The organism is Pedobacter sp. PLR (genome assembly GCF_026239675.1).
Taxonomy (GTDB): domain Bacteria; phylum Bacteroidota; class Bacteroidia; order Sphingobacteriales; family Sphingobacteriaceae; genus Pedobacter.
In genome coordinates this window covers 151,359-170,725 of record NZ_JAPIVQ010000008.1, presented here as the reverse complement: position 1 = coordinate 170,725, position 19,367 = coordinate 151,359, and the positions used below count along the sequence as shown (strand labels likewise).

The 19,367-nt window shown below is 41.5% G+C and carries 19 protein-coding genes and 1 riboswitch; all 19 genes read left to right on the top strand.

What is annotated here, in order from left to right; genetic code table 11:
• Positions 1-66: 66 nt before the first annotated feature.
• The 19 genes from kdpB (at position 67) to OQX61_RS19865 (ending at position 19,344) form a co-directional block, all read left to right on the top strand.
• The gene (kdpB, locus tag OQX61_RS19955) at positions 67-2,100 is read left to right on the top strand and encodes a potassium-transporting ATPase subunit KdpB (protein ID WP_265843671.1); all 2,034 of its coding nucleotides are present in this window, start codon (positions 67-69) and stop codon (positions 2,098-2,100) included.
• A 49-nt stretch (positions 2,101-2,149) separates the two neighbouring features.
• Positions 2,150-2,716 carry a K(+)-transporting ATPase subunit C gene (locus tag OQX61_RS19950; protein ID WP_265843570.1) on the top strand — a complete coding sequence of 189 codons (567 nt, stop codon included), beginning with the start codon at positions 2,150-2,152 and terminating at the stop codon, positions 2,714-2,716.
• Positions 2,717-2,892: 176 nt separating this feature from the next.
• Positions 2,893-3,963, top strand: a complete 1,071-nt coding sequence (locus OQX61_RS19945; RefSeq protein ID WP_265843569.1) for a porin — start codon at positions 2,893-2,895, stop codon at positions 3,961-3,963.
• 136 nt (positions 3,964-4,099) lie between these two features.
• Positions 4,100-4,222 carry a hypothetical protein gene (locus OQX61_RS19940; protein WP_265843568.1) on the top strand — a complete coding sequence of 41 codons (123 nt, stop codon included), beginning with the start codon at positions 4,100-4,102 and terminating at the stop codon, positions 4,220-4,222.
• A gap of 6 nt (positions 4,223-4,228) precedes the next feature.
• The gene (locus OQX61_RS19935) at positions 4,229-5,356 is read left to right on the top strand and encodes a universal stress protein (protein WP_265843567.1); all 1,128 of its coding nucleotides are present in this window, start codon (positions 4,229-4,231) and stop codon (positions 5,354-5,356) included.
• A 96-nt stretch (positions 5,357-5,452) separates the two neighbouring features.
• A complete protein-coding gene (locus OQX61_RS19930) occupies positions 5,453-7,207 on the top strand; it encodes an ATP-binding protein (protein ID WP_265843566.1) in 1,755 nt (584 codons plus the stop codon).
• Between the two features lie 59 nt (positions 7,208-7,266).
• Positions 7,267-7,459, top strand: a riboswitch (cobalamin riboswitch).
• Between the two features lie 164 nt (positions 7,460-7,623).
• A complete protein-coding gene (metE, locus tag OQX61_RS19925; protein WP_265843565.1) occupies positions 7,624-9,942 on the top strand; it encodes a 5-methyltetrahydropteroyltriglutamate--homocysteine S-methyltransferase in 2,319 nt (772 codons plus the stop codon).
• Positions 9,943-9,999: 57 nt separating this feature from the next.
• A complete protein-coding gene (locus tag OQX61_RS19920) occupies positions 10,000-11,004 on the top strand; it encodes a beta-ketoacyl-ACP synthase III (RefSeq protein ID WP_265843564.1) in 1,005 nt (334 codons plus the stop codon).
• Positions 11,005-11,070: 66 nt separating this feature from the next.
• Positions 11,071-11,457, top strand: a complete 387-nt coding sequence (locus OQX61_RS19915; protein WP_182959797.1) for an acyl-CoA thioesterase — start codon at positions 11,071-11,073, stop codon at positions 11,455-11,457.
• Between the two features lie 83 nt (positions 11,458-11,540).
• Positions 11,541-11,915, top strand: coding sequence for a hypothetical protein (locus tag OQX61_RS19910; protein WP_265843563.1), 375 nt, complete (start codon positions 11,541-11,543; stop codon positions 11,913-11,915).
• Between the two features lie 192 nt (positions 11,916-12,107).
• Positions 12,108-12,542, top strand: coding sequence for a hypothetical protein (locus OQX61_RS19905; RefSeq protein ID WP_265843562.1), 435 nt, complete (start codon positions 12,108-12,110; stop codon positions 12,540-12,542).
• Positions 12,542-13,180, top strand: a complete 639-nt coding sequence (locus tag OQX61_RS19900; protein ID WP_265843561.1) for an SCO family protein — start codon at positions 12,542-12,544, stop codon at positions 13,178-13,180. The genes OQX61_RS19905 and OQX61_RS19900 overlap by 1 nt, the downstream gene beginning before the upstream one ends.
• 4 nt (positions 13,181-13,184) lie before the next feature.
• On the top strand, positions 13,185-13,574 hold the full coding sequence (locus OQX61_RS19895; RefSeq protein ID WP_265843560.1) for a hypothetical protein: 390 nt from the start codon (positions 13,185-13,187) through the stop codon (positions 13,572-13,574).
• A 150-nt stretch (positions 13,575-13,724) separates the two neighbouring features.
• A complete protein-coding gene (locus OQX61_RS19890; RefSeq protein WP_265843559.1) occupies positions 13,725-14,525 on the top strand; it encodes an MbnP family protein in 801 nt (266 codons plus the stop codon).
• Positions 14,526-14,531: 6 nt separating this feature from the next.
• Positions 14,532-15,716 (top strand): cytochrome c peroxidase, encoded by a 1,185-nt coding sequence (locus OQX61_RS19885; RefSeq protein WP_265843558.1) that lies wholly within the window; start codon positions 14,532-14,534, stop codon positions 15,714-15,716.
• A 7-nt stretch (positions 15,717-15,723) separates the two neighbouring features.
• Positions 15,724-16,575 carry an MbnP family protein gene (locus tag OQX61_RS19880; protein ID WP_265843557.1) on the top strand — a complete coding sequence of 284 codons (852 nt, stop codon included), beginning with the start codon at positions 15,724-15,726 and terminating at the stop codon, positions 16,573-16,575.
• A gap of 3 nt (positions 16,576-16,578) precedes the next feature.
• Complete coding sequence (locus OQX61_RS19875) at positions 16,579-17,625, top strand: cytochrome c peroxidase (RefSeq protein WP_265843556.1); 1,047 nt, start codon at positions 16,579-16,581, stop codon at positions 17,623-17,625.
• A 59-nt stretch (positions 17,626-17,684) separates the two neighbouring features.
• On the top strand, positions 17,685-18,611 hold the full coding sequence (locus OQX61_RS19870) for a transporter (protein WP_265843555.1): 927 nt from the start codon (positions 17,685-17,687) through the stop codon (positions 18,609-18,611).
• Between the two features lie 154 nt (positions 18,612-18,765).
• On the top strand, positions 18,766-19,344 hold the full coding sequence (locus OQX61_RS19865) for an RNA polymerase sigma-70 factor (protein WP_265843554.1): 579 nt from the start codon (positions 18,766-18,768) through the stop codon (positions 19,342-19,344).
• Positions 19,345-19,367: the final 23 nt, after the last annotated feature.

Sequence of the window (19,367 nt, the reverse complement as noted above, 5' to 3'; positions counted from 1 at the left end):
AACAATAAGATCCCAATGAAACCATCAACGATAGCTTCATTACCATTGAAAAACAATAAGATCCCAATGAAAAATAAATCCAACATATTATTTGAACCTGCTTTAGTGAATACTGCATTAAGGCAATCGTTTATCAAACTTGATCCGCGTTTGATGATCCGCAATCCGGTAATGTTTACCGTAGAGATTGGAACATTTGTGATGCTGTGTGTCACCATCTATTCCATCAGTAATTCCAGTCAGGGTTCTTTCGGATATAACTTTGTGGTGTTTATCGTATTGCTGCTAACTGTTCTGTTTGCCAACTTCGCGGAGGCAATTGCCGAAGCAAGAGGTAAGGCTCAGGCCGATAGCTTACGTAAAACCAGGGAAGAAACCCCTGCAAAGGTCGTGTTGAGCGATGGCACTATTGAAATCCGCTCTTCTAATCAATTGAAAAAAGGAGACGTGTTTTTCTGTGAAACCGGAGATACGATCCCAACAGACGGAGAGATTATTTCGGGTATTGCGACTATCGATGAGTCGGCAATTACAGGGGAGTCTGCTCCGGTAATCAGGGAATCCGGTGGCGATAAGTCTTCGGTAACCGGTGGGACTAAAGTACTGTCTGACCATATTAAAGTACAGGTGAGTACCGCTCCGGGCGAAAGCTTTCTCGATAAAATGATCGCTTTGGTGGAAGGTGCTTCCCGTCAGAAAACCCCGAATGAAATCGCATTGACAATTTTATTAGCCGGTTTTACCCTGGTGTTTATCATTGTATGTATCACGCTGAAACCATTCGCTGATTACTCGAATACACCGATTACTATTGCATCGTTCATTGCACTTTTTGTATGCCTGATTCCAACTACGATTGGCGGTTTATTGTCGGCCATCGGTATTGCCGGAATGGACAGGGCTTTAAGAGCCAATGTGATCACTAAATCAGGAAAAGCAGTAGAGACAGCAGGTGATATTGACGTATTGTTGTTAGATAAAACAGGAACGATCACTATCGGTAACCGTAAAGCAACGCACTTTTATCCAACCGCCGGGATCATCATTAAAAGATTTACTGATGCCTGCGTATTGAGTTCTCTTGCGGATGAAACGCCGGAAGGAAAGTCGATTATTGAACTGGCTGCTGCACAGGATGCCAAACTGATCAGTACTGCCCCTGAAGGTTCAAAGTTCATCAAATTTACCGCAGAAACCAGGTCCAGTGGTTTAGATACTCAGGATGGCAGACGCATCAGAAAAGGTGCTTTTGACTCGATTAGAAACATTGTGCTTGCTGCGGGAAATCCTTTCCCAATGGACATTGAAGAACAGGTGAAAAGAATTGCCAGTAATGGCGGTACGCCGCTTGTCGTTTCAGAAAATGAGCAGGCATTGGGGGTGATTGAGTTGCAGGATATCATTAAACCAGGCATCAGCGAGCGTTTCGAACGTCTTCGTAAGATGGGCGTGAAAACTGTAATGGTGACCGGTGATAATCCATTAACCGCTAAGTTTATTGCACAAAAAGCAGGTGTAGATGATTTTATTGCGGAGGCGAAGCCTGAAGATAAAATGAACTATATCAAAGAAGAACAAGCGCTTGGTAAGCTGGTTGCGATGATGGGTGACGGTACCAACGATGCGCCGGCACTGGCACAAGCCGATGTGGGTGTGGCCATGAACAGTGGTACTCAGGCTGCAAAAGAGGCTGGTAACATGGTGGATCTGGACAACGACCCGACCAAACTGATCGAGATCGTAGAAATTGGTAAGCAATTGCTGATCACCAGAGGTACTTTAACCACTTTCTCTATTGCCAATGATGTGGCGAAATATTTTGCCATCGTACCGGCTTTGTTTATCGTGTCGATTCCTGCTTTACGTAGTCTGAACATCATGAACCTGCACAGTCCGGAAACGGCCATCTTATCAGCCGTGATATTTAATGCAATCGTAATTCCTTTGCTGATACCGGTAGCCCTGCGTGGGGTGTCTTATAAGCCGATTGGAGCCAGTGCATTACTACGTCGCAACTTGCTGATTTACGGAATAGGTGGGGTCATTGCTCCATTTATCGGAATAAAATTAATCGATATGGTGATCTCCTTAATGGCTTAACCGTCGCTTTTAAAGGATCGCAAAAAAAATAATATAAATATAAATTGTCATGAAAAAATACATCATACAATCACTAAGATTAACCGGCGTACTGATGGTACTGCTGTGTATCATTTATCCGGTTACCGTTGCTTTTATCGGGAAATTCAGTCCTGGTGAAGGAAGTGGAGAAAAAGTCACTAAAAACGGTAAAGTAGTGGGTTATGCTTTAATCGGTCAGTCCTTTACTAAACCAGAATATTTCTGGGGCCGTCCATCGGCAGTAGCCTACAATGCGGCAGGTTCCGGAGGTTCCAATAAAGGAGCAACGAATGCGGATTACTTAAAACAGGTGTCAGAAAGAATCGATACCCTGTTAAAATACCACCCTTATTTGAAAAAAGCAGATATCCCTGCGGATATGGTTACCGCTTCCGGAAGTGGATTAGACCCTGATATCTCGGAAACTGCGGCCATTATGCAGATCAAAAGAGTAGCGGCTTACCGCAAACTTAGCGACAGAGTTGTTGCGGAGTTGGTGGTGAAAAATACAGAAGGGCCTTTGTTCGGTCTGTTTGGTCCCTCAAAAGTTAATGTGCTCAAATTAAATGTTGCCCTTGATGAGTTAAAGAAATAAGTATCCCGCCCGATTGTGCTGCCTAAACGAATCGCGTTTGCCAAACCAGAAGGTTTGGCAGCATGAGAGGGAAGAAAAATTCAATTAAAAATGAAAGCATCATCAGCATACTACTCACAAACATGATGAATAGACTGATGATCGCTTCAAAACAGATAAAAAACAAATATATTTCAATGAAAAAATTTTTAACATTATCAGCTGTATTAGGCACTGCCCTTTGTACTTACGGTCAGGAAGAATCAAAGATTAAGGTCACAGGTTATGTAGAAACTTCTTATGGTTATGATTTCAATAAGCCATCAAACAACAACAGACCTGGTTTTATTTATTCCCATAACCGGAGCAATGAAGTGAATCTGAATTTAGGCTTTATTAAAGCAAATTACGACAATGGTGCAGTTCGTGCGAATATGGCCATTATGGCCGGCTCTTATGCCAATGCCAATTTAGCCGCCGAACCAGGTGTATTGAAGAATATTTATGAAGCAAATGCCGGTATTAAACTTTCAAAAACTCAGAACTTATGGATCGATGCAGGTGTGTTTTCTTCACATATTGGTTTTGAAAGTGCCGTATCAAAAGATTGCTGGGTACTCACCAGGAATATCTCTTCTGAAAATACACCGTATTTTGAGACAGGTGCTAAAATCAGTTACGGAACAGCAGATGGGAAGTTCAGTGCATCAGTGCTTTATCTGAATGGATGGCAGAGGATTACCCGTCAGGATGCAAATTCTCAGCCTGCCGGTGGTGTACAGTTAACCTGGAAGCCTACGGAAAAAATCACGGTAAATTATAGCAATTATTTAGGAACAGAAGGTGCAGATTCGGTACGTGTACGTCGTTTTTACCACAATGTTTATGGCATTTTTCAGGTAACAGAACATTTTGGTTTAACACTTGGATTAGACTATGGGACACAACAAAAAGAGAAAGGGAAATCCGCGAAAAATGAAGTGCTTTCTCCGGTAGCTATCGCTCAGTACCGCTTCAACTCAAATTGGGCAGTAGCTGGAAGGGTAGAGTATTATGAGGATAGAAACGGAATGTTAATCGCTACAGGAACATCAGAAGGATTTAAAACGACCGGTTATTCTTTAAATCTTGATTATGCACCGGTAACGAATGCAGTAGTTAGATTGGAAGGAAAACTTTACGACAGCAAAGACAAGATATTTATGCGTAAAGCAAGTGCTGTGAATTACAATGCAGCAGTAACAGCAAGTATTGCGGTTGCTTTCTAAATCATTCTAAATAAAAAGAACACTTTCATCATTTTGTTTCCCAAAAGCGCCGGATTTCCCCTGTCCGGAGATTTGTGGTGATTTCAAAATGATGAATGTGTTTTAAGAAAAAAAAGCGTAATTAATACGGATATTCATGAAAAAAAGAAATTACAATACCACTACTGTTAAACTTATACCAGTGCTAAGTGTTGCTTTGCTACTGGTGATGGTATTGTGGTATTTGATAGATCAGGCGTACGTGATTATTAAATGGTAAGCAAAGATGGACGATAACAAGTCGAGCACAGTAAAAGATTTTATAGACCTGGTAAAGCGTTCCCGCAGGGGGAAATTTAAGGTTTACATCGGCATGAGTGCAGGGGTAGGAAAAACCTATCGGATGCTACAAGAAGCTCATGCTTTGTTAAAAAATGGATTGGACCTGCAGATCGGCTATATCGAAACACACAATCGGGCTGAAACACATGCTCTCCTGGAGGGGATTCCTATCATTCCCAGACGCAAAATCTTTTATAAAGGCAAAGAACTGGAAGAGATGGACCTTCAGTCGATCTTAAATATTCATCCGGAAGTGGTCATTGTTGATGAACTCGCACATACCAATGTAGAGGGCAGTAAAAATACCAAGCGCTGGCAGGATGTGGTCGATATTTTAGAAGCAGGAATTAGTGTAATCTCGGCAGTAAATATCCAGCATCTGGAAAGTATGAATGCCGAAATTGAAAAGATAACCGGTGTAGCTATTAACGAACGGATTCCGGATAAAATTTTAGAGTTTGCAGACGAGGTTGTTAATATCGATTTGACAGCGGATGAATTGATTGATCGTTTAAAATCAGGAAAAATATATGATGAGACGAAGATTGCCAGAGCTTTAGGGAACTTCTTTCAGTCGGATAAGATCTTGCAGTTGCGGGAAATGGCCTTGAAAGAGGTAGCGCATCGTCTGGAAAGAAAAATAAGTATAGAAATTCCTAAGCAAATAAAATTAAGACCGGAGCGCTTTTTGGCCTGTATATCGAGTAACCATGAGACAGCGAAAACAGTGATTCGAAAAACGGCAAGGTTGGCTTCTTATTATAATTCCCCCTGGATTGTATTGTACGTACAGAATAGCAGCGAAAGTGGTAACAGAATTAAGTTAGATTTGCAGCGACATTTGATTAATAACCTAAAGCTAGCCACAGAACTGGGTGCAGAGGTGATCAAGGTGAAGAGTGATGAGGTTACCCAAACGATTATGAGAATTGCAGATGAAAAAGAAGTGACGACGATCTGTATCGGAAAACCGCATTTGAACCTTTTCCAAATCGTATGGCGAACGGCAATATTTAATCAACTTTTAAAGCATATCTCTACTACGGAAACCGATCTTGTCATTTTGTCTTAAATGGAGAAAAGACGAATCGATTTCAGCGCAGAAGACCAATAAAATACATCAGGATAACCTAATCAGCACACCATTCTTAAATAACAAAATAAAGTCATGAAAATAAAAACCAAACTTCGCCTCGGATTCGGATTCCTATTCGTTGTGGTGATCTTTTTTGGAGCAATTTCATTGTTTTACATGAATCAGATTTCCTTGAGCTCAAAGGTGATTCTGAAGGATAATTATGAGACCTTAAACTATACGAGTAATATGCGTGCGGTGTTGGATCAACACCCTTTGCCATTGTATGGCGCTGCAAAAGAGCAGTTTGATCGCTACATGGCAATGGAAGGTGAAAATGTGACGGAGAAAGGAGAAGGCGCTGCGGTTTCCAGTTTGCGTAAAGCATATCAGGCAATGCTGCTGCCGGGGGCTACTGAGGAACAGGTGCACAAGGCTGTGACAGCATTACGTGCGGAATTAAAGGAGATTGACCAATTGAACATGGCGGCCATTGTCCGTAAAAATGATGTAGCCCAAAAGGCGGTAGAAAAAGCAGCGATGTATGTGATCTTTGCAGCTTCTATTTGTTTCTTAATCCTGTTTTCTTTCATTGTAAATTTCCCTGGTTTCGTGGCCAACCCTTTAAGAGAATTCTCCGAAGCCATCCGGGAAATTAGTCGCAAAAACTATAAACAACGGCTGGAATTTAACGGTACAGATGAGTTTTCTGAACTGGCGGCTTCTTTTAATGCCATGACTCAGGAATTGAATAAATGGGAAAACAGTAACCTCTCCAAAATTCAATCTGAAAAGCGAAGAATTGAGGCGATTATTGAACAGATGCAGGATGCAATTATCGGATTGAATGAGAAAAAGGAAATCCTGTTTTTTAATAAAGTAGCAGCTGAGCTATTAAACCTGAACGGTCAGGAAGTGATCGGTAAAAATGCACAGGAATTAATGAAAAGAAATGACTTGCTGAACCGCATTCTCCAGGATAAACCAACGGAAAAACCGATGAAGATTTATGCCGATCAGAAAGAGTCTTATTTTCAATTGGAAAGAAGAGAAATTACAGTTCCTTCCTACGATGGGGAAGGTGATGTGGCCATGTCACAAACCGCAAAAGCAGCAGGTGAGGTGTATATTCTGAAAAATATCACGAAGTTTAAAGAACTGGATGAAGCTAAAACAAATTTCATCGCAACGGTGTCTCATGAGCTGAAAACTCCGATATCGTCTATAAAAATGAGCTTGAAACTAATGGACGATGAGCGGGTGGGGCCAATGAATGTGGAGCAGAAAGAACTGGTACAGCACATCAAAGAAGATTGTGGCCGCTTATTGAAAATTACCTCCGAACTTTTAGACCTGGCGCAGGTGGAAACAGGAAATCTGCAGCTGAATTTCGTGAAGTCTGACCCCCGTAAGATTGCCATTTATGCGATGGATTCCGTGCGTTTTCAGGCAGAACAGAAATCAATTGAACTGGAGCTGATCAGCAGGAATAATTTGCCTAAAATCTATGTAGATGTAGAGAAGACAGCCTGGGTATTGGTCAATTTCCTTTCCAATGCACTTCGTTATAGCGCTGAAAAATCTAAGGTGGTGATTCAGGTCATAGAAAATGCAGATCATATTGAGTTTTCAGTCCGTGATTTCGGAAAAGGAATTGAAGAAGTATACCAAAAAAGGTTGTTTGATAAGTATTTTCAGGTGCCTACAGATGGCAATAATAAATCTGGATCTGGTTTAGGACTAGCGATTTCCAAAGATTTTATAGAAGCTGAAAGCGGGCAGATTTGGGTGGAAAGTGCCTTAGGTGAAGGCAGTAAATTCTGTTTTTCATTGCCTATTGCCCCATAATATATACCAGGAGAGAGATTTTTCGCTACATTTGTTTTTAATAAGTTCTTTAATTTTTTCAATCATCAACCGGAAGAGGTTTTACTTAGCTGTAGATTAATAGGGAATCGTGTGTAAATCACGAACTGTCGCGCAACTGTAAGTAACACAAAAAGGTTTTTACCCATGGATGTCCACTGTTCCAGAAATGGAATGGGAAGGATGGTAAAAATGTTACAAGTCAGGAGACCTGCCTTTACCGAATTGACAATGCTTTCGCGAGATGAAGCATGGGTCAGGTAGGTGTATACCCCATACATACCTTTATGGTATGCCTGTGCCTATACATTTGTTTTTCCATATTCTTCTTTCGTCAGCATTGTGATTTCAGCACAAGAACTTTTAACTGATCTTTTCATCAATTAAAAAGCAAGACAATGCTAACAAACAATCCAGGCTACCCGCGAATAGGTAGTAACAGAGAACTCAAAAAAGCCTGTGAGCAATTTTGGGCAGGGAAGAGTACGCTTCAAAACCTCGTACAAGTAGGAAAAAACATTCGCCAGCAGAACTGGGAATTGCAAAAAGAACAGGGAATTGACCTGATTCCTTCTAATGATTTCTCCTTCTATGATCAGGTATTAGACCTGTCGCTAACCGTAGGAGCGATTCCGAAACGTTACCATGAGGTGATTTTGAATTCTAAAAATTCAGAATTGGACCTGTATTTCGCAATGGCCAGAGGCTATCAGAAAGACGGTCTGGACATTACGGCCATGGAAATGACCAAATGGTTTGATACCAATTACCATTATATCGTTCCTGAATTCACCAAAGACCAGCAGTTTAAATTATTCTCTACAAAATTATTAGATGAGTATAATGAGAGTAAAAGACTAGGGATTAAAACCAAACCGGTAATCATTGGTCCGGTGACTTATTTACTGCTTGGAAAAGAAAAAGAGAGTGGTTTTGAGAGAATTGACCTGATTAAAAACCTGTTACCGGTCTATATCGACCTGCTTAAAAAGCTGGAAGAACAACAGGTAGAATGGGTACAGTTTGATGAGCCATTCCTATCCTTAGATTTAACGGAAAAGGATAAAGCGGCTTTCAAATATGTATATGCAGAGATCAAGAAAGCTTTCCCTAAACTTAAGACCTTAGTAACTACCTATTTTGAAGCCTTAAAAGACAATACTGAACTGGCCCTGGCGCTACCTGTGCATGCCTTACATGTTGATTTGGTGAGAAACCCGGAACAATTGGAAAGTATTTTAGCGGCTATTCCTGCTTCACTTAAACTATCTTTAGGCGTAGTAGATGGCCGTAATATCTGGAAGAATGATTTCCGGGCTTCACTAAAACTGATTGAGCTTGCCAAAGAAAAATTAGGCGCCAACAGGTTGATCATTAGTCCTTCCTGTTCTTTAATCCATTCGCCATGCGACCTGGATCTGGAAACCAATGATGCCGTTTTAACCCCTGAAATTAAGCAATGGTTATCCTTTGCGAAACAGAAAGTAGCAGAAGTGGTGACGCTGAGACAACTGACTAAAAATGACCCGTTTGCATTGCCTGAGCTGGAAAGTAATATCCAGGCACATGAAAATCGTAAAACTTCTGCGTTAATCCATAATACTGCAGTCAAACAACGTGTAGCAGGAATTACCGAGCAGGATGAGCACCGTTCAGAGCCTTATGCGGTAAGAAGTATTGCACAAAAGGAAGCCTTGAAATTACCTTTCTTCCCGACTACCACAATTGGTTCCTTCCCACAAACTCCAGAAGTAAGAAGTTGGAGAGCGAAGTATAAAAAAGGATTGTTGAGTCAGAAAGAATACGATGATCTGATTGCTGAAGAAACCAAAGAAACCATTTTATTCCAGGAAAAAACAGGGATAGATGTGTTGGTACACGGCGAATTTGAACGCAATGACATGGTTGAATATTTTGGAGAACAACTGGCAGGATTTACGTTCAGCAAAAACGGTTGGGTTCAAAGTTATGGCAGCAGATGTGTGAAACCACCAATCATTTATGGCGATGTATACCGTCCGGAACCGATGACGGTGAAATGGTCGGCTTATGCTCAATCACTAACCAGTAAATGGGTGAAAGGGATGTTGACTGGTCCGGTAACGATACTACAATGGTCCTTTGTCCGCAATGATCAGCCACGCTCAGAAACCTGTACGCAAATTGCATTGGCGATCAGAGATGAGGTGGTCGATTTAGAGCGCGCAGGCATAAAAATTATCCAGATTGATGAGCCTGCAATTCGCGAAGGATTGCCGCTGCGGAAGGCAGATTGGCCCGATTATTTGCAATGGGCGGTACGTGCATTCCGTATTTCGGCCAGTGGTGTCGAAAATGAGACACAAATTCATACACATATGTGTTATTCTGAATTTAATGACATCATTCAAAATATTGCTGACATGGATGCCGATGTCATCACCATTGAATGTTCGCGTTCTCAGATGGAATTATTGGATGCTTTTGCAGACTTTAAGTACCCAAATGAAATAGGACCAGGGGTTTATGACATTCATTCGCCAAGAGTTCCCTCCAAAGAAGAGATGGTTTTTCTGCTTGAAAAAGCCCGCGCAGTGATCCCTGCAGCCCAACTTTGGGTGAATCCGGATTGCGGTTTGAAGACCAGACATTGGGAGGAAACAAAAAAAGCACTAATAGAAATGGTCGCTGCTGCAAAAGTACTGCGGGAATATGTTGAAGAAGCTGTAACTTTGTAAAAAAAATATAACAGGCAAGTTGCATGCTTGCCTGTTTCAATAGATACAGCACACAGAATGAGAATACGTAAAAATGCGGTGATAACCGGAGTTGGTGGTTATGTTCCGGAAACTGTTTTGAGCAACCATGATCTGGAAACGATGGTAGATACCAACGAAGAGTGGATCGTGTCCAGAACAGGGATCAGGGAGCGAAGAATAGCAAACGATGTGAATATGGCCACTTCGGATATGGCTACAATAGCCTTGTTGAGGTTAATGGAAAATGGGAATGTAAATCCGGATGATATAGACTGTGTGATTGTATCTACATCAACTCCAGACTATGTGATGGTTTCTACAGGGAGTATGGTGTGTGAAAAAGCAGGCCTGAAAAATGCCTGGGGTATCGATACCAATGCCGCTTGTAGTGGTTTTCTTTATGCATTGACTTTAGGGGCAAGTATGATTGAAAGTGGCCGTTGCAAACGCGTTGTGGTAATTGGTGCCGATAAAAACAGTTCGATCATTAACTATAAAGACCGCAATACCTGCATTCTTTTTGGTGATGGTGCCGGAGCAGTTTTATTAGAACAAACAGAAGAAGAAGTTGGATTAATTGATAGTTTTTTCAGAACTGATGGTAGCGGTAAGGAAAACCTTATTGTAACTGCCGGTGGCTCTAAATATCCTGCAACTCAGGAAACATTAGATCAGAAATTGCATTATGTGCGTCAGGATGGTCGTGTGGTGTTTAAAGCAGCAATTCAGGGCATGACAGATACTTGCAGAGAAATCTTAAGAGCAAATGATCTGGACATCAAACAAATCAACTATCTGATTCCTCACCAGGCTAATCTAAGGATCATCCAGGCCGTTGGAGAGCAATTGGGTTTAACGGAATCGCAGGTAAAAGTGAATATCGAGCGTTACGGAAATACCACTGCTGCAACTATTCCATTGGTTTTATGGGATTTTAAAGACGATTTCAAATACGGCGATAAACTATTGTTAACCGCATTTGGTGCTGGATTCTCATGGGGTGCTACCTATTTAAAATGGGGCAAACTAAGAGGGAAATAGTATTTCTCCCGAAGGGAAACGATTAAAGAAAATTAAATGATAGTAGAAGATAGCATTAAAGATAGCATTACTGTAGAAGACAGAATTAAGGCTTCTGAGACACGGATTTTTAAAGCTGTGTTTCCTAATACAACCAACCACTACGACACCTTATTTGGCGGAACTGCCATGCACATGATGGACGAGGTGGCTTTTATCACCGCTACACGTTTCAGCAGACAGATCATGGTGACCGTAAGCAGCGACAGGATTGATTTTAAAAGGCCTATTCCTGCCGGAACCATTGTTGAGCTTATCGGTACCGTTACGCATATCGGAAATACCAGTTTAAAAGTGAGAGTCGAAATATATGTGGAGCAGATGTACTCCGAAGACCGTGAAAAAGCGGTTACCGGAGAGTTTTCATTTGTAGCCATTGACGAACACAAGAAACCGATTAAAATATTAAAATAATCCATTGAAAAGCAGGCTCCGGTCTGCTTTTTTTATGCTTTTCCTTGTAAAATCCCCGTATTTGTTCCTTATCTTTGCGCCAGATGTTTATCAAACCAACAGCCATATTGCTTTTGCTCAGTTTACTTACCCTAAACTTTGCCAATGCTTTTGTATTTGCTGGCTTTGAAATGAATCAGCGCTATATCGCCGCTGAACTCTGTGTGAATAAAGATAAACCCCAATTGCAATGTAACGGGAAGTGCTATTTAATGAAAAAGTTAAAACAAGCACAAGACAAGGAACAAAAGCAGGAAAGACAAGCACAGAAAACACAAATTCAAGACGCATTAGTGGTTACGCCATTGGTGTTTAAACAATACCCTTTCGCGGAAATTACACGCCACGTTCCTGTTTCTACCGGAATGCCACAGGCGATTCGTAACTCCATTTTCCACCCTCCTCAATTTATCGGATAATCAACAGATGATAGATGACTGATTTTAAGATCAGCTGTCTGCTTTTTGAATGCGCTGTTTTTTGATGCGCTTCATATGCTGGTCTTTTTTTAGTTTTCTTTTCTTAGGAAGGAGAGGCATAGGTCTGTCTGTTCCCGGGTCATGAAACTAGAAAATCAAGACCTATATACCGGTATTATTAAAAATTTTAAGATGAAGAAATTAGTTGGAGCAATGCTACTGGCAATTACTGCTGTGGCCTGCACGCAACCTGTAGATTATAAAAAAGAACGCGATGCAGTCATGAAATTTCATGATGTTGTGATGGGCGACCATAGTACGATTGTAAACTATCAAATGAAACTGGATACGTTACAGCAAAATATGGCGGTTTTGAAAACAAAGTATCCGGAGATTGATACGCTAAAAGAAAAGGAAACCATTACTGCTCTTTTGAAAGACCTGACTGCTGCTGAAGATAGTATGAATGATTGGATGCATAAATTTGAACCGGATATCACCGGTAAATCAAATGAAGAAGCCATTCATTATTTCCAAAAGGAAAAAGCGAAGATTGTGGCGGTCGACAGCCTGTATAAAAAAGAGATTAAATCATCGGAGGATTACTTCAGTAAATTCAGGAAATAATGAGGTTAATTTTAGCAGGCCTGGCTGGCGCTATGTTGTTTCTTTTTAGTTGTAAAGAACAACCAAAAAGATTGCCTTTTTTACAATTGGAGCAGACAGAGCGCCTGGTTGATGGCAAGACGGTGATAGATAGTGTTTTCAGGACGATTCCGGCCTTTAAACTCTTTAATCAGGATAGTGTAGTGGTGACGGAGAAAGACTTCAATGGAGCGATCTATGTGGCCGATTTCTTTTTTACTTCCTGTCCGACGATTTGTCCGACGATGCACCGTAACCTGATGAAGGTTTATGAGAAGTATAAAGGCAATCCCGAAGTGAAACTGGCCTCCCATACCATTGATGTGAAGTATGATACGCCTTCCAGAATGAAAGCTTACGCAGAAAAACTAGGTGTGAAAGGCACACAATGGGAATATTTATGGGGCAGCAGAGACGAGATTTATGCCCTTGCAGCGCGCAATTACCTGGTTTCTGCACAAGAAGATCAGAAAGCACCCGGTGGTTTTATACATCAGGGATACCTGGTGCTGGTAGACAAAGAAAAACGCATCAGAGGTGCTTATGACGGGACACTGGACGCGGAAGTTAAGCAATTGATGACCGATATGGATATCCTGTTAAAAGAGTATAAAAAATAAGCTCATGTTCAAACGCTTTACCGCAGTCGTTTTATTGATCACCTTGCTACTGGCTCAGTTCAGCAGGGTCTTCGTATATGCGGGTTTTGAGCTGAATGAGCAATATATTGCGACGGTACTTTGTGAAAATAAAGATAAACCGGCAATGCATTGTAATGGAAAATGTTACCTGAGCAAAAAGCTGAAACAGGCAGAGGAAAAAGAAAAGAAACAAGAAAGAGATGCACAAAAGAAAAATGCGCAGGATGTTTTCTTTTTGACGTCGGTTGCTTTGCCTGTCCTTCCTTTTGCGGTAGCGCAAGCTCAGTTTCCTTTAGAAATTGCTTTTGATCTCCCTGAACACAGTACTGAGATTCCTCATCCGCCCCCCGGCAGACGCTTCATTTTTTCTTAAAAACATGACGGCTTTCCTCTGCTCAGGATGATACATACCCTGGTCAGCGCATAACAAGCTCTGTTTTCCAATAATTGTCAATTAATTACAAAAAAAAATGCCGCTCTTCCGGCTTAACGGAAGGGTTATGGCCATGCCATTTCAAATAAAATGAAAAAAATACTTACCCTAATTACGTTATCAGCATTGCTGTTCAGCGCTTGTTCAAAAGATAAAGACCCTGTTAATGCCGTAGAAGGCAATGGTACAACGACCCTTACTTTCGATGCAAGGTTTGGAAATCAGGATTTTGCATTGAATACCGACTTTACAACAGCCGGAAAGACTTTTAACTTCAATAAATTCAGGTACTGGATCAGCAACGTTGTTTTAGTGAATACCAATGGCGAAGAGGTAAAAATCCCGGCCTCGTATTTTTTAATGGAAGAAACGGGTGTAATCTCCCTTGCAGGCGTAAATAACGACCTTCCTACAACAATTTATCCAGCCACTAAAAGAGAAAATATCCTGTTGAAAGACCTGAAAGCAGGGGATTATAAAACGCTGAAATTCTCTGTAGGGGTAGATCCAAAATACAATGATAACCTCAGCTTACTGTCAGGCGAACTCTCTCCTTTAAACGGGATGACCAATGTTTCCTGGATGTGGCTGACCAGCTATATTTTTACTTCCGCAACAGGAAAAGTAACGGAGGGCCCGACTTCAAAAAACTTGAAAATTGAAACCGGTTTGAATGTAAACTACAAGACAGTAGTGCTGGATTTACCGCAGACTTTAAAAGTTACGGCGTTAAAATCATCAGGAATTACTTTAAATGTAGACCTGGCAAAAGCGTTAGAGGGGATAGATGTGATGACTACTCCGGTAGTAGGCGCAGCACAAAGTGCTACAATGACTGCTGTGGCGGTTAATTACAGTACAAAAGTATTTACCGTAAAAACTGTGAACTAAAAGATCATGCGTTCTAACCTGGTTTCTTTTTCTTCTGGTTTACCTGGCCCTTACTTTCGGTTTTCCCGTTTTCCAGTCTATGGTTTCAGGATTTCCGGCTTGCCGGGTTATGGCTTTCAGATGGGTTTTCGGGCTGCCTGCTTGCTGGTATTGACCGCGCTGCTGTTGATTTCCTGTAAAAAGGAAGTGCCAGCCGTTTTGACGGAGGATGACTTACATGCTGTTGAATTACTACGGCCCGCAAACTTTCCTGCAATAGTAGAACAGCCCGATAATCAGTTAACAGCAGAAGGAATTGAACTGGGAAGGAAGTTGTTTTACGACGTTCGCTTATCCGGCAACAACCGGATTTCCTGCGCTTCCTGCCACCATCAGGATTTGGCTTTCTCGGATGGACTGGCTTTAAGTTCTCAGGGTTTTTCCGGAAAACAGCTGAGCCGACATGCCCCGGTTTTGTTTAACCTGGCATGGGCAGATCAGGGTTTGTTCTGGGATGGAGGGGCTAAAAATCTGGAATCCCAGGCTTTCGGGCCATTAACCAGTGAAGAGGAAATGCACCAGGATCTTTATGAACTGGAAGCAGAATTAAAGGCGATACCGGATTATGTGAAACAGTTTAAACAGGTTTTTAAATCAGAGATCAGGTCTGCCGATGTGGTGAAAGCACTGGCGCAATTTCAGCGGACTTTGATCTCTGGCAATTCTGCTTACGATCAGTATATCCGTCAGGAAAAATCAGCTGTGCTGAACGAAGAAGAACGCCTTGGGATGAACCTGGTTGCTGAAAAGTGTGGTAACTGCCATTCCGGAGCCTTGTTTACAGATCAAAGTTTCCATAATAACGGTCTTGACGATCATTTTCCAGACGACAAAGAGGGGATTTATCAGGGGCATTTCAGAGTGAGTTTTAACCCTTCCGATTTAGGGAAGTTTAAAACGCCATCGCTGAGAAATATCCTGCTAAGCGCTCCTTATATGCATGATGGAAGATTTAAAACCCTGGAAGAGGTATTGGATCATTACCAGTATGATATCAAGATATCTTTAACTACTGATGTCAGCCTTTTTCAGAACCAGGGAAAACCTGGTATTCCAATGTCGAAAGCCGAAAGAAAAGCCATCATCACCTTCCTGAATACACTTACGGATCAGGAATTTATCACCAATACAAAATTCAGTGCAATTAAATAATAGCAACATGAAAAACACAAACATCATTATAGCAACCTTACTTTCTGCGCTCAGCTTTAGCTTCGCCGGATGTTCTAAAAAAGACAATCCTGCACCTGAGTTTCAGGAAACAAATCTGGCACCATTATCTATCGAGTTCGACAATATTGTAGGGGCCAGAACTTTCACGTTAAACAATACTGGAAGTCCATATAAAAATGCCGCAGGAGAGGAGTTTACCATTTCCTTTTTACAGTATTTCATCAGCAATATTAAAGTAGAAACAGCGGCAGGGAAAAGCTATACGGTAAACCCTGACAGTAGTTATTTCCTGATTAAAGGTGCAGATAAAGCCTCGCGATTTGCGAAGGTAAGCGTGCCTGAAGGAGATTATACCAAACTTACTTTTACGTTAGGTGTGGACAGTTTACGCAGTACGATGCCTATTGATAAGCGTACAGGTGTATTGGACCCTGCTGCGGGTGGCGATCATGAAAACGGTGGCATGTATTGGGGCTGGAATAACGGTTATATTTTCTTTAAATATGAGGGTAATGCTAAGGTCATTTCCGATGACGCCAATGGCGATCCTACCGGTAAAAAGCAGTTCAAATACCATATTGGCTTTTTTGGCGGCTATTCTGTACCGACCATCAATAATATCAAAGTGATTACCATGGATTTAAATGCCGCAGGTATCGCCAGAGTCAGAAAAGACAGACAAAGTAATGTGCATCTTTTTGTGGACCTGATGAAGGTTTTTAACGGAAAGAAAGCCTTTAGTATTGCCGAACATCCAAACGTAATGTTTAATGACTTTAGCAGCACGGTGGCAGGGAATTATGTAGAAATGTTCAAGCACGATCATACTGAAAATTAATCCATGATGACAAAGAAACACTGGATGGTTTTACTGGTTTTTGGCTTGTTTGTGCTGGCCTGTAAAAAGGACCATCCGATTAAAGAAGAAATAGAGAAGTTCCTGGGGTTTCAAAAGCCTTCAAACTTCCCGGAGCCGGTGTATAATTTCGCCAATAACAAGGTGACCAAGGAAGGTTTTGAGCTGGGAAGGGCCTTGTTTTATGAGCCAGGACTTTCCCGTAACAATACCATCAGTTGTGGATCCTGCCACATTCAGTCTTCTGCATTTACGCAGCATGGGCATGATGTGAGCCATGGAATTGACGACCGTCTGGGTACGCGAAATTCCCCGCCAATTATGAACCTGGCCTGGAGCAAGGTCTTTATGTGGGGTGGTGGTATTTACGACCTGGATCTTCAGCCGGTCGCGCCAATTACCACACATGAGGAAATGGATGAAAACCTGGAAAATGTATTGAATAAAATCAGGGCAGTACCGAAGTATACGGCGATGTTTAAACAGGCTTTTGGTACGGAAGAAGTGACTACCACGAGGTTTATGAAAGCACTTTCTCAGTTCATGGTGATGTGTGTGAGTAGCAATTCAAAGTATGATCAGGTGATGCGCAAAGAAGGTGCTGTTTTTACTGCTGAAGAGCAGGAAGGATATGTGCTGTTCAAAGAGAAATGTGCCTCCTGTCATTCTGAACCGCTGTTTACTGATGGCTCTTTCCGGAACAATGGCCTGGGAACCAGTGCTGTAAATGACCAGGGGTTATACGCTGTAACGCTGATTCAGACCGACCGTTATAAGTTTAAAGTGCCTTCCCTGAGGAATCTTAAATATACGGCTCCTTATAGCCATGATGGTCGTTTTTTATCCCTGGATGGGATGTTGGAACATTACAATTCGGAGGTTAAAGATACACCAAATCTGGACCCTTTACTCCGTAAAAACGGCAGGTTAGGAATTGAGTTGACGACAACAGACAAACAGAGATTAACCGCGTTCTTAGGGACGCTAAATGATGAGGTATTTATCAATGATAAACGCTTTTCAGAACAATAATATAGAAGAACTTACAATAATGGAGCATAGCAATACTATGCAATAATAGCTGGAAGAAAATGAGAAATAAAATAATATTGGTTACCGTATTGATGCTTTTTGTAGTTACCGCAAGTCGGGCTTGTGACATTTGTGGTTGTGGTGTAGGAAGTTATTACCTGGGGATTTTGCCGGAATACAATAAGCGTTTCATCGGATTAAGGTATCAACATAAAACCTTACAAACCCACCTGGGGCCATTGGGAGAAAGAACGCCAATTACAGCCGATGAAACATACCAGAGTATGGAGCTTTGGGGAGGATGGAATTTCGGCACTAAATTCAGGGTCCTGGCCTTTGTTCCTTATAATTTTAACGACAGGGTAAGTCAGACAGGAAATGGCACTAAAACGGGTTTAGGAGACATCGCTTTAATGGGTTACTATAAATTACTGGACCAGACGGGAACGCTTGGTGATCGTTTACTGGTGCAGTCGGTTTGGATTGGTGGCGGAATAAAAGTGCCTACCGGAAGATATGAACCAACCGAACGTTTAGCGGTTAGTGAATCTCCTAATAACTTTCAATTGGGGACGGCCAGCACTGATTTTACCATAAATGCAGCCTACGATATCCGCTATAATGACCTGGGCTTAAATGCAAATGTCAATTATAAAATGAACACGGAAAATAAGTATGACTACCGCTATGGCAATAAACTGACCGCTAATTTGCTGGCCTATTATAAATTCAGGGTCGCAGAGAAAATAACCATTGCACCAAATGCAGGAGTATTGTATGAAACCGCTCAAAAAGATGTAGAAAATAATAAGTATGATGTGCAGGTTTCCGGTGGTTATTCTTTATCAGCGGTGGCAGGTGTAGAGCTGGCTTTAAAGGGCCTGACGCTGGGTGCAAATTACCAAAACGTACGTGCACAGGACCTGGCGGCTGGTAGAGCTAAAGCAGGGAATCGCATGATGGTTCACGTTTCCCTTCCTTTTTAATAATAAATTGTCTATTTAGTAAATAAACCTCAGCAGGAATTGTCAATCCTGCTGAGTCATTGGCTTATACCCTGTAAAGAATTTGTTATAAACCTTCGGTTTTAATTGTTAAGTTTGTTAGAGCCAGACCTTAACTAACCTACTTTGACGAATTATGAATCTCTCAATTCTGACCGATGACGAATTGATCGTTCTTTTTAAGCACGGCAGTGAATCTGCGTTCAAAGAAATCTATAGTCGTTATTGGAAATCGGTATTCCAGATAGCCTATAAAAAGGTACACCATAAGGAACTGGCCGAAGAACTCACACAAAACCTATTCGTGGAACTTTGGAGAAAACGGGAAGATATCACGGTTATCTCTATCAGCAACTACCTTTTCGGAAGTCTGAAGTACAGCATCATCAATCATTATAGAGCACAGCTGGTCAGGGCAAAGTATCAGGATCACCTCAAAGTGCAGCACAATGACAGTGTAGACAATACCGATTACCTGTTGATGTTGAACGAACTGACGGATGCACTCAGTGAGGGTATCGCACGATTGCCTAAAAAAACCGGAGAAGTTTTTAAACTGAGCAGGATAGAGCATTATTCCGTAAAAGACATTTCCAGAGAACTCAATATTTCTGAAAAAGCAGTAGAATACCACATCACGCAATCGCTTAAATCTATGCGGTTTCACCTAAAAGATTACCTCTTTCTGCCCTTATTCCTAATGCTGTTTCTATAGGCACCAATAAATATTTTATTTTT

Coding starts and splice junctions, on each gene's coding strand:
- kdpB (WP_265843671.1), top strand. CDS start 67: ATGAAAAATAAATCCAACATATTATTTGAACCTGCTTTAGTGAATACT.
- OQX61_RS19950 (WP_265843570.1), top strand. CDS start 2,150: ATGAAAAAATACATCATACAATCACTAAGATTAACCGGCGTACTGATG.
- OQX61_RS19945 (WP_265843569.1), top strand. CDS start 2,893: ATGAAAAAATTTTTAACATTATCAGCTGTATTAGGCACTGCCCTTTGT.
- OQX61_RS19940 (WP_265843568.1), top strand. CDS start 4,100: ATGAAAAAAAGAAATTACAATACCACTACTGTTAAACTTATACCAGTG.
- OQX61_RS19935 (WP_265843567.1), top strand. CDS start 4,229: ATGGACGATAACAAGTCGAGCACAGTAAAAGATTTTATAGACCTGGTA.
- OQX61_RS19930 (WP_265843566.1), top strand. CDS start 5,453: ATGAAAATAAAAACCAAACTTCGCCTCGGATTCGGATTCCTATTCGTT.
- metE (WP_265843565.1), top strand. CDS start 7,624: ATGCTAACAAACAATCCAGGCTACCCGCGAATAGGTAGTAACAGAGAA.
- OQX61_RS19920 (WP_265843564.1), top strand. CDS start 10,000: ATGAGAATACGTAAAAATGCGGTGATAACCGGAGTTGGTGGTTATGTT.
- OQX61_RS19910 (WP_265843563.1), top strand. CDS start 11,541: ATGTTTATCAAACCAACAGCCATATTGCTTTTGCTCAGTTTACTTACC.
- OQX61_RS19905 (WP_265843562.1), top strand. CDS start 12,108: ATGAAGAAATTAGTTGGAGCAATGCTACTGGCAATTACTGCTGTGGCC.
- OQX61_RS19900 (WP_265843561.1), top strand. CDS start 12,542: ATGAGGTTAATTTTAGCAGGCCTGGCTGGCGCTATGTTGTTTCTTTTT.
- OQX61_RS19895 (WP_265843560.1), top strand. CDS start 13,185: ATGTTCAAACGCTTTACCGCAGTCGTTTTATTGATCACCTTGCTACTG.
- OQX61_RS19890 (WP_265843559.1), top strand. CDS start 13,725: ATGAAAAAAATACTTACCCTAATTACGTTATCAGCATTGCTGTTCAGC.
- OQX61_RS19885 (WP_265843558.1), top strand. CDS start 14,532: ATGCGTTCTAACCTGGTTTCTTTTTCTTCTGGTTTACCTGGCCCTTAC.
- OQX61_RS19880 (WP_265843557.1), top strand. CDS start 15,724: ATGAAAAACACAAACATCATTATAGCAACCTTACTTTCTGCGCTCAGC.
- OQX61_RS19875 (WP_265843556.1), top strand. CDS start 16,579: ATGATGACAAAGAAACACTGGATGGTTTTACTGGTTTTTGGCTTGTTT.
- OQX61_RS19870 (WP_265843555.1), top strand. CDS start 17,685: ATGAGAAATAAAATAATATTGGTTACCGTATTGATGCTTTTTGTAGTT.
- OQX61_RS19865 (WP_265843554.1), top strand. CDS start 18,766: ATGAATCTCTCAATTCTGACCGATGACGAATTGATCGTTCTTTTTAAG.